Genomic DNA, 12,548 nt, shown 5'->3' on the forward strand with positions numbered 1-12,548 from the left:
CTTAATCAAACATCATCTGGTCCAACGGCAGACGCCCCATGCGCGCCTTGCCCGTGACGTCGGAAAGATCGGCGTAGAAGCCGCGCAACGTCTGAACCAGCGTGACGATCCGCGGATCGACCACCCGGTATACCACCGCCTTGCCCTCACGCCGCCCCTCGATCACGCCCGCCGCCCTCAGTTCACTCAGTTGCTGCGACAGGGTCGGCTGGGGGATATCTAGCTCGAATTCCAACGCCGAGACCGAGGCTTCGCGCTCCAGCAGGTAGCAGGCAATGGCGAGCCGATTGGCATTGGCGATCAGCTTCAAAAGGTCGCTTGCCTCGGAGACACTCCGACAAATCCGCGTCGATATGGGTCTGGTCATGACACTCCCCGCCCTACAGTTCATAAAAATGTAAATTCAGATTGCAGGAATTTCAATGCGATGCTCCCGTCAAAGCGTTAGATCACTGTATATTTTGCAATCTATAGATTTTATAGTTTTTTATCTTCTTGGCGACGCACCGCGCGCCAAACCATTCCTCGCCATCATTCTATAAAAAAGTAAATTGATGGCCATCAGAGGAGAGGTCATGAAAATCGGCGTTCACCCGAATAATCTGCATTTGCGTCTGGCGCGCCTTTGGCCCGGCGCCTTCGCTCAGTTCTCGCCCCGCTTCATTCCCTACCGCGAAGGTCGGGACACGGCTGCGCTTCTTCAGGCTGGCGACATCGATTTCGGCGGCACAGGCTCGACGCCTCCGATTGAGGCCGATGCCTGCGGCCTCGACGTGATCTATATTGCCGCATCGGCGCCAAGACCCGCCAATGGCGCGATCCTTGTGCGCAGGGACAGTCGTATCCGCGAGGTTGCAGAACTTGTCGGAACGCGCATATCCCTGATCGACGGCTCGTTCCACACCTATCTTCTCGCCAAAAGCCTGGAAAACGAAGGGCTCGCCCTGAGCGACGTGACGCGCATCGAAAGTGGCGACAGGGATGCGCAGAAGGATCTGCTGGACGGCGAGGTCGAGGCCTGGGTAACCATGTCGCCGCGGCTGGAGGCGGCTCTGCAGCGAGACGATCTGAGGGAGTTGGTGCGCTGCGGATCCCTTATTCCCAACCGTTCGCTGTTCTGGACGCTGGCGCGCCATGGATTGGATCCGGCGACCCGAGCAGCCATCGCTGCCGAACTGGACCGGGTCGGCCGGGAGGTGATGGCGGATATCGACAAGGCGGCCGATCTGCTGGCAGCGGAACCCGGCAGCGAAGGCGATGCCGCATCCTGGGCCCGGGTCCTGCGCTCGCGTGATCTCTCCGTCGTGCCCTTCGACGACACGATCTTGTCGGAACAGCAGGACGAAACGGAGACGCTGTTTCGCCACGGCCATTTCGATGCGCCTGTTGTTCCTGGCCAAACCGCAATACAACGTTAGGACAGACGATGAACGTCTTATGGTATATGTGCGCGCCCGATGGCGCCTATCCGTGGCAGCCCGAAGGATCCCGAAAGGTCGATCTCGGCTATTACAAGCAACTGGCCCTCGCCTATGACCAACTCGGATACACCGGTGCGCTGTTTGCCACCGGAGCCCATGACGTCTGGGTTCTGGCAAGCGCACTGCTGTCCTATACGGAACGAATGAAATTCCTCGTCGCCATCCATCCTGGGCTTGTCGCGCCGACCCTTCTGGCGAAGATGGCAGCCACGCTGCAGGAGTTCTCACGCGATCGCCTGCTGATCAACGTGGTGTCGGGCGACGCCAAGATGCTCGGCGCCTACGGCATGACTATGCCCCACGACGAGCGATACGATATGGCGGATGAATATCTGCAGATCTGGCACCGGCTGTTTGCCGGTGAGACCGTCAGCCACCATGGCAAGTATTTCCAGACGGAGGGCGCGAAACTGGCTTTGCCCGTGGGGGAAACAATTGCCCCTCCCCCTCTGTGGTTCGGAGGATCCTCCGACAAGGCACTGGATGTCGCTGCCAAGCATGTGCAGACCTATCTGTCGTGGGGCGAAACGCCGGAGCAGATCGGGGCCAAGGTGGCAGCGGTCAAGGCAAAGGCGGCCGAATATGGCCGCAGCCTGGACTACGGCATACGCCTCTACGTGATCGTCCGCGACACCGACGCAGAGGCCTGGGATGCGGCGTCCGACCTGTACAAGCGCATGGACGAGCGCGCAATTGCCGCCAACCAGCGCTTTGTCAGCAAGACGGATTCGGTCGGCCAAAGCCGCATGACCGCGATGCATGGTGGCCAGAAGCCGGAAAACCTGAGAGACCTGGAAATCGCCCCCAATCTCTGGGCCGGCATAGGTCTGGTACGACCTGGACCCGGCACCGCAATCGTCGGCTCCCCGGACACGGTGATCCGGACCTTGGAGGCCTATCGCAAGGCAGGCGTGGAAACCTTCATCCTCTCGGGCATGCCTTTGCTTGAGGAGGCGTTTCGTTTCGGAGAAAAGGTCTTGCCACGCCTCGACGTCACGCGGCACGTCGCGCCGGCACGCAACTACACATGGTCAACCCTGTTTGACCGGGATCTCTCGAACGCAAAGGCATCCTGAGGGATCGCAAGGGATTGATATGGCCAGTTCCACCCAGACACTCGACCCGGCGGCTGATGCCGGACGCGTCATGGCAAGGCGCGTATCACGCACCCTGGATGCCGTGCTGGGGGCTGTAGCCGCGGCACTTCTCGCCGTGCTGCTGATTGTTGTGCTGACCAGTGTCGGCCTGCGCTATGTGTTCAGTACTGGCTTTGTCGGTTCTGAGGACCTGGGCATCTGGTTGCATGTGGCGCTGATTTCGATCGGCGCTCCCCTGAGCCTGAAGAGTGCTCTCGCCATGCGGCTTGACGTCTTCCTGCGCTTCTTTCCCACCCGCCTGCATCCCGCCATTGCAGCGCTTGCGGATAGTTTTTCCGTCACGGCGGGTTTGATCCTGATGTTTGGCAGCAGCGAGATTGTCTCGATGCTCGGCGGCACCTCGCCGTCGCTCGGCCTGCCGGAATGGGTCAGGTTTGGCTTCATCGGCATTGGCGGCGGCCTGGTGCTCGCCGTCTTGCTGCTACAGCGCCTTGGGGAGGGCAACGCTGTCTCCGCCGTGGCGTCCCTGGCGATCGGGACAGCCGTCTATGCCGGTGTTCCCCTACTACAGATCGCAAGTCCGCTGCCGCCCAGCATCTGGCTCGGTCTGGTGGCAGCGCTCGGGCTGGTGCTCGCGGCCCCCCTTGCCCATGCTTTCCTGGCGGCAGCCTATGTGGCGATGGCCTTCGGCAGTCCGCTACCGGAGCCAGCGATCGTCTCCTCGACGGTCACAGGCATGTCGAAATTCCTGCTGCTCGCCATCCCCTTCTTCCTGCTGGCGGGTGCGATGCTGACAGCATCCGGGGTCGCCCAGCAACTGGTGCGTTTTGCCGCAGCCATGGTGGGCCATCGCCGCGCCGGCCTCGCCCAGACGACGCTCCTGACCAGCGTGCTGTTTTCCGGGGCCTCAGGATCATCAGTGGCCAATGCCGCCTTTGGCGCCTCGACCTTCCAGCCGGAACTGGTCAAGCACGGCTATCGCCCCGATCAGGCGGGCGCCATCATCGCCGCCACCTCGGTGCTCGACAATGTCATCCCGCCCTCGATTGCCTTCCTCATCCTCGCTACCGCCACCAATCTCTCGGTCGGCTCGCTGCTGGTCGGGGGCTTCTTCGCAGGCGGGCTTATGGCCATCTGCCTCGCTGTGGCGATCCACCTGACGGTGCGCGATGTTGCCCCGCAGCCCCGAGTCCCTGGCGCCGAACGCTGGAAGGCGGCTCTTTCGGCCATCCCTGCGTTCGGCCTGGGCGTGATCGTGGTGGCCGGAATTCGCATCGGCATTGTCACGACGACCGAGGCTGCGGCTCTTGCAGCCCTCTACACCCTGTTCCTTGGCATCGGCAGCAGGGTCGGCGCGTCAGGCATCTTTGCCGTGTTTCGCCAGTCCGCCACGGAGGCCGCCGCTATCGGGCTGTTGATCGGCACCGCCGGACCGTTTGCCTTCCTTCTGGCGGTGGACAATGTATCCGACCTCATTACGCAGTTCGTCACACTGCTGGGCGGAAGCAAGATTGCCGTCCTCTTGCTGTCCAACCTGATCCTGCTGGTTGTCGGCCTCGTGCTCGATATCGGCGCGGCCATCCTGCTTTTCGGACCGATCCTGCTGCCGGCCGCGATCGCCGCGGGCATCGATCCCATCCATTTCGGCGTCATCATCGTGGTCAACCTGATGATCCACGGCCTGACGCCGCCCATCGGCATGCTGATTTTCGTTGTCAGTGGTGTCACCCGCGTACCGGCGACCGCGCTTTTCCGGGCGGTCGCGCCCTACCTGCTTTCCCTTCTTGTCGCCCTCGCAATTCTCTGCGCCTGGGCCAGCCTGTTCTAATCGGAGGACAACGTTATGCATCCCATCAACCGCCGCACTATACTGAAGATCGGTGCCATCGGTACCGCTGCCCTTGCCGCGCCGGCCTTCCTGCGCTCGGCCTATGCGGCCCCGCGCACCCTGACCGTCGCATCGCTGTTTGGAGACGACAAGCCAGAGACAAAGATCTGGGTGAAAATCAGCGAACTGGTGGAAGCCAAGCTGCCCGGCCGCATCAAGTTCAATATCGTCAAGAACGGTGCGCTTGGCGGCGAGAAGGAAGTGGCGGAGGGGCTGCGTCTCGGTTCCGTCCATGCCAGCCTGTCGACCGTGTCTTCGCTGTCGGGCTGGGTCCCGGAACTGCAACTTCTCGACCTGCCCTTCCTGTTCCGCGATGCCGACCATGTTCGCCGCGTTGTCAACGGCCAGACGGGCGCAGAGCTCAGGAAGAAGCTGGAAGCCCAGCAGTTCATCGTCGGCGACTTCATCAACTATGGCGCCCGACACCTGCTGGCCAAGGAGCCGATCACCCGGCCCGAACAATTGAACGGAAAGAAGATCCGCGTGATTCAGAGCCCGCTTCACACTAAGCTGTGGAGCGCCTTCGGCACCACGCCGGTCGGCATCCCGATCACGGAAACCTATAATTCTCTTGCCACCGGCGTTGCCGATGCCATGGACCTGACCAAGTCCGCCTATGCCGGCTTCAAGCTCTACGAGGTGGTGCCCTACATGACCGAAACAGGCCATATCTGGGCATCCGGCGTGGTCTACTTTGCCGCGGGCACTTGGAACCAGCTCAACGACGAGGAAAAGACGGTTCTGGCGGAAGCCTCTGCGGAAGGGGCGCAATATTTCAACCAGTTGATCGTCGCAGACGAAGCCAAGTCGGTCGAGACCGCCCTGGCAAATGGCGGCAAGCTCCTAAAGCCCGAAGCCTTCGAAGACTGGCAGAAGGGTGCCCAGTCCGTGTGGAAGGATTTTGCCGATATTGTCGGCGGTCTCGACAAGATCAACAGCATTCAGTCCGCTTAGGCTTCCGAGCGTTCGTCAAGACCTCCGTGCCGCGACGCGGCACGGAGATGCCAATCCCGCGGCAGGTGGGCTGGCAATAGAGAAGCGTCACACCCGATGGCCGGAGACTTCTGCGCCCGCATCCGGTGGTAGAACCAGAAAGCGCAAGGCCGATGCCAGTCCAACGACGGCGACCGCGACGAAGGCGGCCCGGATATCGGCAAGCGAGACAGCTGGCTCATCAATACCGCCCGCCTGGAGGAAGGCCGACAGCCGGATGACCAACACCGATAGCGCGACACCCAGCAGCATGGAGAGCTGTTGCAGCATGGCTGCTATGGTGGTCGCGGCGCCACGCTGCTCCGGCGAGACATCGGCAAAGGCGATGGTCGACAGCGACGTGAATTGCATGGACCGGGTGAGGCCCGCAAAAAGCAGCAGCGGCGCGAGGAGCCCATAGGCCGTGTCAGGCTCAACAAGGGCGAAGGCCGCGACGCTGCCCGCCGCCAGCATCCCGTTCGTCACCAGCAAGCGCCGGAAACCGAGTATGCGCAGCAGCGGGGTGGTCACGCTCTTCATCATCAGATTGCCCAGGAAGTAGACAAGGATGAGATGCCCGGTCTGCAGCGCGTCGAAGCCGAAACCGACCTGGAACAGCAAGGGCAGGAGAAAGGGTGTCGCATTGATCGCCAGGCGTCCAGCAGTCCCCGACGTCAGGGTCGCCAGCGCAAAGGTCGGCACCGAAAGGACGGAGAGATCCATAAGCGGATGGGCGGTTGCCTTGAGATGGCGGATAGCGAGCAGACCCGAGACCGCACCTGCCACCACCAGCGCCAGCGCCCAGGCGCCGCCATGCGGTCCGCTGAAGAGCTCGAGGCCGCTGAGAAACAGGGCAAGCGCGGCGGATGTCAGCACAAAGCCCCAGGTGTCGAAGCTGCGCGGTGCTGTAGGTCGGTCTTGCGGCACGCATTTCATCACCAGGACAAGCCCGAGAAGGCCGAGCGGCACATTGATCAGGAAATTCCATTCCCAGCCGATTGCCGTCGTCACCCAGCCGCCGATCACGGGGCCGAGAACAGGTGCGATCAGCGCGGGCCATGTGATCAACGCAATCGCCCGCACCAGCTCGGATTTCGGTGTCGCCTGCAAAACGATCTGGCGGCCGACGGGCGTCATCATGGCACCTGAAGCGCCCTGGAGGATCCGTGCAGCCAGGAACATCGGAAAGCTGGTGGCGAGCGCGCACGCGACGGAAGCGACGGTGAACAGGCCGATCGCTGTTGCGAAGACGGTACGGGCTCCGAACCTGTCGGCAAGCCAACCGGCGGGAGGAATGCAGATGGCCATCGCCAGCATGTAGACGGTGAAGCCGAGATTCATGCTGACGACATCGGTCGCGAAGCTCGAGGCCATCGCCGGAAGAGACGTGCTGATGATGGTGCCGTCGAGCAACTGCATGAAGAAGGCGATGGCAACGACCGCCGGCACCAGTCTCGCGCTGGACCAGCGGGTGGAGGGAAACGCGACAGGCATCATTGAGACCAGTATGTCAGGTAAAAAACGAAGGGAGGAGATGCCGCAGTGGCTGCGACATCTCCCCAGACATCAAGACCCGATCAGTTGCTGGCCGCAAGCGATTTCACAGCGGCATCGTAGAAGTTGCGATCGACCCACTGGGTGTAATCGACCTTCCCCTTCAACAATCCGGCTTCGGCCATGAAGCTTTCCTCGCCTTTGAGCGACGCAATGGCTTCCTCGGTGATCTGAGGGTCCTGCCAGAACTTGCCGTCCGGATAGGTAGAGCGAACAGCCGCCTCGCTGTTGCCGGTCTCCGAGACGAAGATCTTGATGGTCTCTTCCGGATTTGCGTCCGCCCAGCGCGCAGCCTTGATGTCGGCAGCCAAGACGCGTGTCACGATATCCGGATACTTGCGGGCGAATTCGCCATTGACGCTGATCAGGTGCGGCACGGCCCATTCCGGCTTGCCGTCGACACCACCATCGAAGATCAGTTTGGCCTGGCCGGACTCGATCAGCTTCTGCACAGGGCCGGTGCTTTCGACAATCGCATCGACATCGCCGCGCGTCAGCGCCGGGCCGGAGTTTTCGATGCCGAGATTGACGCTTTCGATATCGGACAGCGATAGGCCGACGGTCTTCAGCGCCTTGGCGAAGGTCGAATGGCGGACCGTGCCGGAGAGATAGGCCACCTTCTTGCCCTTGAGGTCGGCGATCGTCTTGATCGGCGAGTCCGGCTTGACGACGATTTGCGTCTCGTTGGTGCGCACCCAGCTCGAAAGGCCGATGAGCTTGACGTCGGCCCCGGTCGCCGCCAGCCGCAGTGACGGGTTGTTGCCGATATAGGTAAATTCGATGGCGCCGGAGCCGAGCGCCACCGAAGCTGCCGACCCGCCGTCGAACGTGGTGAGCTCGAGCTTGATGCCGTCCTTGGCAAGCTCCTCCTGCAGGACCTTGCGATGGCGCTCGAGGATGAACTTGAGGTGGCCGGGAGCCGTGGAGCCGATGCGGATCACCTCCGGCTTGGCGTCGTCGGCCATGGCGGGCGCGGCGCCGGAGACGGTTGCGAGAGCAAAAGCGAGAGCCCATTTCGCCAGATGGCGACGCGTGAGGGCATAAGTTTTAGCAGGCATGGTCACGATCCTTTTAGTTGACCAGGGGAACCCGGTCCGGGAACCGATGGTCCCGGTGGCATTGCGATGGAATTGGACACTGGACTTTGAACTTGCGCCGTTGGACCGGCGATCAATTGGGTCCGCTTTCGCCATTGGCACGCCAGCGGGTGGCCCGTCGTTCTCCGGCGACCAGGCCGTAGTTCAGCAGCAGCCCGATGATTGTCAGCGTCAGGATGCCGGCATACATCCGGTCGGTCTCCAGCATCAGCGAGGAGTGCTGGATGAGAAAGCCGATGCCCGACTGGGCTGCCAGCATCTCTGCCGCGATAACCGAAAACAGCGAACTCTTGACCCCGAGCCGCGCACCGGCGACGATCGCAGGAATGGCCGAGGGCAGGATGACCTTCGTGAACAGATCGCGATCAGACGTTCCCATCGAGCGTGCGGCCTTGATCAATAGCGGATCGACCGACTTCACGCCGACGATGGTGTTGATCAGCAGAAAGAATACCGCAGCATAGAAGGTGATGGCGATCTTGGATGCTTCCCCGATCCCAAGGATCAGGATGAAGACCGGCAGGAGCGCAAACTGCGAGGTGTTGCGCAGGGTCTGGACCAGGAAGTCGCTTGCCCGTTCAAAAACGCTGTAGCGTCCCATCACCAGACCAAGCGGAATGGCGACGATCACCGCCAGCCCGAAGCCGATAGCCGCCCGCTGCATGCTGATGCCGATATGTTGTGCCAGCAGGCCGGTCTGCGCCATGTCCCAAAGAGAAGAGAGGACGGCGCTCAGCGGCGGGAAGAACAGGGCATTGATCCAGCCGAGCCTTGGCGCGACCTCCCACAGGAGGCAGAAGGCCAGAAGCGCTGGCAGGCCAATTGCGAGCGTTTTCAGCCCGTCCTGCAAGGCGAGGCCGTCAATGCGGCTGGCGAGGCGATGACGCCAGTCGCCAAAAGATCTGTCGATGGAATTTCGGTCGGCTACGGTGGCCATGGTCATCCTCCTCACATTGCATAGCCTGAGGCCAGCGCCCAATCGCGCTGCGCCTTGCGGACCTCGTCGCGAAGGCTTTCCCAGACCTGGGTACGATAGGTGTTGAAGGCCTGGCCGTTGCGGAGCTCGATATCCCGCGGCCGGCCGAGGTCGATGTCAATGATCTGCTTCACGCTCGCGGGTCTGGCGGTCATCACCACGACACGGTCGGCAAGGAAGATCGCTTCGTCGATCGAATGGGTAACGAAGACGACGGTTGTCTTGATCTGCGCCCAGATCCGCAGGAGCTCGGTCTGCAGGATGTCGCGGGTCTGCGCATCCAGCGCGGCGAAGGGCTCGTCCATCAACAGGACTTCCGGATCCGTCGAGAGTGCCCGGGCGATTGCCACGCGCTGCTGCATGCCGCCTGACAGCTGGGAGGGAAAGCGATCCTCAAACCCGCTCAGACCGAAGAGATGGAGGAAATACTGCGCCTTTTCCCGACGCTCCGCTTTCGGGGTTCCCCGCACCTCCAGCGCGTATTCGACGTTTTGCAGCGCCGTGCGCCAGGGAAAAAGCGCATATTGCTGGAAGACATAGGCCGTCTTGGGATGGGGGCGGCGCACGACACCGCCATCGATCATGGCTTCGCCGCTCGACGCTTCGGTCAATCCCGCGATGATGTCGAGCAGGACCGACTTGCCGCTGCCGGAGGGACCGACAAGCGTGATGAATTCACCGCTTCGGACGGTCAGATCGACACCGTCGAGGACCGGAATGCGCACGCTCTTCTGGCCGTCGACGACCACCGTCTGGCCTGGCTTCAGGGCGAAGGCCTTATGGACATTGTTGATGACGATGCGATCCATCATGTTTCTCCTGGTGGCGCGTCAAACCTGAGCGACACGAATGAATTGGGTGGGATCCCGGTCGGTGCCGGCCGCTTGGCCGCGGCTCCAGCCGAGAGCCCGGGCATAGCTTCCGAACAGGTTTCGCTCGATAACCTCGGCTTCGGTGATTGCAGTCGGCCCATGGGCCTGCTCAGCGACGTAAAGCGCGTCTGTGGGACAATAGATTTCGCAGAGGAAACATGTCTGGCAATCGTCCTGCCGGGCAATCACAGGCAGGCCGGTGGCGTCGCGATCGAAAACGAAGGCAGGGCAGACCCGCTCACAGATGTCGCAGCGGATGCAGCGGTCCTCGGAAACAACTTCGATCATGCGCTGTGTCCTCCCTGGGTGGCTTCGGTCCCGAGCTCTTCGCGATCCGTCGTCACCTCATCAAGACCACCGACGGAGATCCTGTAGGCCTGCGCCGGATCCTCCTGTGCGTGGTCGCGGCGCCGATGCACCCCACGGCTTTCGGTACGCAGCAGCGCGGCTGCGACTGTCCAGCGCGCGGATGCGGTGACCGAGGCAACCTCCCGCGCCTTGAGCCGGTCAAGGCCGACCGGTGCGAGATCCGATGTGAGTGTTTCCCAGGCGCCATCAAGCGTGTCGCGGCTTTCCAGAAGGCCCGCTTCCGTGCGCCAGTAATTGCGCGACAGCGGCACGATCTGGCGCCGCACGGTCTCGACGATCCCGCCCAGGTCAACCGGCCTGCCGGTTTCCCTCGCCCGCAGTCCCGTCGTGCCGAGGCCACGGAGGTGTTGCGGGATGCGCTCCCGCTGACGGATGGCATGGCGCGCCGCGCCCTGGCCGGACCACCAGCCGCTGGCGATCGCCCAGGATGCATTGATCGCGCCGCCGCCGGAAATGCCGCCAGTCACGTTTTCCCGGCTTGCCGCATCGCCTGCCGCAAACAGGCCGGGGACACCCGTGCCGCATTCCGACGAGACAATTCGGATGCCCCCAGTCCCACGCACCGTGCCTTCGAACTTGAGTTCGACACGGAAGAGGTCGCGGAATGGGTTTATGCCCATCCGGTCATAGGGCATGAAACAGTTGGGCTGCCCCCGGCGCAGCCAGTCCTGCATGGCAGGTTCCGCCAAATCAAGGCGCGCATAGACTGGTCCATCGATCAAGGCGCGGGCAACAAGACGCTCGCCCGGCCCGATGCCATTGCTCGCCGGCATGCCGTCGGTATCAAGCAGCGGCTCGCCGTTCTCAAGGTAGAAGGTGGCCCAGCGAAACGGCAATCCCTTGTTGAGAGAAGATCCGTAGGGAGCAAGCGTATACTTGCCGGTAAACTCCATCCCCGACAGGGAGGCGCCGGCCTCGACTGCAAAGAGATAGCCATCGCCCGTCAGGCCCGTGCCTCCGAGAATTCGCTCGAAGAAGGCGCAGCCACCGGTGGCCAGCACCACCGCGCCGGCGCGGATCTCAAAATTGGCACCCGACCGGCGCGACAGGCCTGCAGCCCCGAACACCTGTCGCTCATCGCCCAGAAGCTCCAGCACCGGGTGATGGTCAAGGATCTTGACGCCCGCAGCCTGGACCCGCTTGCGCATGAAACGCATGTAGTCGGGCCCCCGGAGATTGGCGACATACAGATTGCCGCTCTCGTCATGAGGAAAGGGATAGCCCCATTCCACCAGCTTCTGAAGGTTCTCATAGGAACGATCCGCACACCGCATCATCCAGCGCTTGTCGGCCAGACCGGCCGTGCGCTTGAAGCGATGCTCTACAGCGGTTGTCCGTCCTTCTCCTGGCGGCACGTACCAGGTTCCCGTGTTGGAGGGAGCCGTGGCCCCGCTCGTACCGAAGAAGCCTTTGTCGGCCAGGATAACCTTGGCGCCGTTTTCTGCCGCGGACAGGGCTGCCCAGGCTGCGGCAGGCCCGCCGCCGACGATGAGCACATCGGTCGTCAGCAACACGTCCGAAGCCGCAGCGATTTTATGGTCGTATGCCATCCAGGAGTCCTCGACCTAGCGCGGGGAGTGCGTGATCATTGGGTGCGGGCCCGAATCGATGCGGTCAGGCTGCAGTCGAAAACGAGGAAGGCTCGTTGCCCGGCGTCCACTTGATGTTGCATCCGATGGACGGCGTCTGCTGGAAGTCCAGCGCTGCACCGGCAAGGACGAGGTCTGCGGCACGGCGCAGGTCGGCGCCCGTAACGGGCTTGCCATTGCCGGGCCGCGCGTCGTCGAACTGGCCGTGATAGGCAAGACGGCGATCCTGATCGTAGAGAAACAGATCCGGCGTGCAGGCGGCACCGAAAGCCTTGGCCACGTCCTGGGACGCATCCTTCAGATAAGGGAAGATATAGCCCTGCTCGCTGACTTCCTGGGCGATCCGCTCTACGCTTTCCTCCGGATGGGCCGCGTCGTCGTTCGAATTGATGGCAATCACAGCCAAGCCGCGGTCGGCATAGTCCCGGGCGAACTGAGCCAACTGCTCGCGGATCAGGACAACGAAGGGGCAGCGATTGGAGATGAAGGCAATGAGGACGGCATGGCTGTCAGCCACGTCCGCCAGCGCAAACTGGGCGCCGCTTGCGTCGGGCAAGCGGAAGTCCGGTGCTAGTGTGCCGAGCTCTACGTCATTGGATGGTGTCTTGGGCATGGCGCTCTCCTTACGGCCGTGTTCATGTAATATATAAAAA

Annotated in this window: 12 protein-coding genes; 4 read left to right on the top strand and 8 right to left on the bottom strand. The window is 62.4% G+C overall.

All coding sequences use genetic code 11. The features are described 5' to 3' along the window. Nucleotide 1: 1 nt before the first annotated feature. The gene (locus B9A97_RS15365; protein ID WP_084366231.1) at nt 2-367 is read right to left on the bottom strand and encodes an ArsR/SmtB family transcription factor; all 366 of its coding nucleotides are present in this window, start codon (nt 365-367) and stop codon (nt 2-4) included. A gap of 208 nt (nt 368-575) precedes the next feature. Here B9A97_RS15365 and B9A97_RS15370 point away from each other — a divergent pair, with 208 nt between their 5' ends. From B9A97_RS15370 to B9A97_RS15385, 4 genes are all read left to right on the top strand, one after another. Further along, on the top strand, nt 576-1,418 hold the full coding sequence (locus B9A97_RS15370; RefSeq protein WP_084366232.1) for an ABC transporter substrate-binding protein: 843 nt from the start codon (nt 576-578) through the stop codon (nt 1,416-1,418). Between the two features lie 8 nt (nt 1,419-1,426). Continuing rightward, nucleotides 1,427-2,557 (top strand): LLM class flavin-dependent oxidoreductase, encoded by a 1,131-nt coding sequence (locus B9A97_RS15375; RefSeq protein WP_084366233.1) that lies wholly within the window; start codon nt 1,427-1,429, stop codon nt 2,555-2,557. A gap of 70 nt (nt 2,558-2,627) precedes the next feature. Then, the gene (locus B9A97_RS15380; protein ID WP_244564248.1) at nt 2,628-4,406 is read left to right on the top strand and encodes a TRAP transporter large permease; all 1,779 of its coding nucleotides are present in this window, start codon (nt 2,628-2,630) and stop codon (nt 4,404-4,406) included. 15 nt (nt 4,407-4,421) lie between these two features. After that, nucleotides 4,422-5,420, top strand: coding sequence for a TRAP transporter substrate-binding protein (locus B9A97_RS15385; protein WP_084366235.1), 999 nt, complete (start codon nt 4,422-4,424; stop codon nt 5,418-5,420). Between the two features lie 87 nt (nt 5,421-5,507). Here the strand turns inward: B9A97_RS15385 and B9A97_RS15390 are convergent, their stop codons facing one another. The 7 genes from B9A97_RS15390 to B9A97_RS15420 all read right to left on the bottom strand — a co-directional run bounded on the left by B9A97_RS15390 (nt 5,508) and on the right by B9A97_RS15420 (nt 12,508). After that, entirely contained in the window at nt 5,508-6,935 is a 1,428-nt protein-coding gene (locus B9A97_RS15390; protein WP_084366236.1) for a DHA2 family efflux MFS transporter permease subunit, read from the bottom strand. 80 nt (nt 6,936-7,015) lie between these two features. Beyond that, nucleotides 7,016-8,050, bottom strand: a complete 1,035-nt coding sequence (locus tag B9A97_RS15395; protein WP_084366237.1) for an aliphatic sulfonate ABC transporter substrate-binding protein — start codon at nt 8,048-8,050, stop codon at nt 7,016-7,018. A 112-nt stretch (nt 8,051-8,162) separates the two neighbouring features. Next, complete coding sequence (locus B9A97_RS15400; protein WP_084366238.1) at nt 8,163-9,026, bottom strand: ABC transporter permease; 864 nt, start codon at nt 9,024-9,026, stop codon at nt 8,163-8,165. An 11-nt stretch (nt 9,027-9,037) separates the two neighbouring features. After that, complete coding sequence (locus tag B9A97_RS15405; protein ID WP_084366239.1) at nt 9,038-9,874, bottom strand: ABC transporter ATP-binding protein; 837 nt, start codon at nt 9,872-9,874, stop codon at nt 9,038-9,040. 21 nt (nt 9,875-9,895) lie between these two features. Then, nucleotides 9,896-10,225: a 4Fe-4S dicluster domain-containing protein gene (locus tag B9A97_RS15410; RefSeq protein ID WP_084366240.1), complete on the bottom strand. Its 330-nt coding sequence runs from the start codon at nt 10,223-10,225 to the stop codon at nt 9,896-9,898. Continuing rightward, on the bottom strand, nt 10,222-11,856 hold the full coding sequence (locus B9A97_RS15415) for an FAD-dependent oxidoreductase (protein ID WP_084366241.1): 1,635 nt from the start codon (nt 11,854-11,856) through the stop codon (nt 10,222-10,224). Before B9A97_RS15415 ends, B9A97_RS15410 begins: the two co-directional genes overlap by 4 nt. 64 nt (nt 11,857-11,920) lie before the next feature. After that, entirely contained in the window at nt 11,921-12,508 is a 588-nt protein-coding gene (locus B9A97_RS15420; protein ID WP_084366242.1) for a thioredoxin family protein, read from the bottom strand. Nucleotides 12,509-12,548 lie beyond the last annotated feature (40 nt).

Source organism: Rhizobium sp. RU36D (assembly GCF_900176345.1).
Lineage (GTDB): Bacteria > Pseudomonadota > Alphaproteobacteria > Rhizobiales > Rhizobiaceae > Allorhizobium.

Bases quoted from the DNA above. Each gene is read 5' to 3' on its own strand.
- B9A97_RS15390 (WP_084366236.1), bottom strand. From the start codon at position 6,935: ATGATGCCTGTCGCGTTTCCCTCCACCCGCTGGTCCAGCGCGAGACTG.
- B9A97_RS15410 (WP_084366240.1), bottom strand. From the start codon at position 10,225: ATGATCGAAGTTGTTTCCGAGGACCGCTGCATCCGCTGCGACATCTGT.
- B9A97_RS15395 (WP_084366237.1), bottom strand. From the start codon at position 8,050: ATGCCTGCTAAAACTTATGCCCTCACGCGTCGCCATCTGGCGAAATGG.
- B9A97_RS15415 (WP_084366241.1), bottom strand. From the start codon at position 11,856: ATGGCATACGACCATAAAATCGCTGCGGCTTCGGACGTGTTGCTGACG.
- B9A97_RS15375 (WP_084366233.1), top strand. From the start codon at position 1,427: ATGAACGTCTTATGGTATATGTGCGCGCCCGATGGCGCCTATCCGTGG.
- B9A97_RS15385 (WP_084366235.1), top strand. From the start codon at position 4,422: ATGCATCCCATCAACCGCCGCACTATACTGAAGATCGGTGCCATCGGT.
- B9A97_RS15405 (WP_084366239.1), bottom strand. From the start codon at position 9,874: ATGGATCGCATCGTCATCAACAATGTCCATAAGGCCTTCGCCCTGAAG.
- B9A97_RS15380 (WP_244564248.1), top strand. From the start codon at position 2,628: ATGGCAAGGCGCGTATCACGCACCCTGGATGCCGTGCTGGGGGCTGTA.
- B9A97_RS15420 (WP_084366242.1), bottom strand. From the start codon at position 12,508: ATGCCCAAGACACCATCCAATGACGTAGAGCTCGGCACACTAGCACCG.
- B9A97_RS15365 (WP_084366231.1), bottom strand. From the start codon at position 367: ATGACCAGACCCATATCGACGCGGATTTGTCGGAGTGTCTCCGAGGCA.
- B9A97_RS15400 (WP_084366238.1), bottom strand. From the start codon at position 9,026: ATGGCCACCGTAGCCGACCGAAATTCCATCGACAGATCTTTTGGCGAC.
- B9A97_RS15370 (WP_084366232.1), top strand. From the start codon at position 576: ATGAAAATCGGCGTTCACCCGAATAATCTGCATTTGCGTCTGGCGCGC.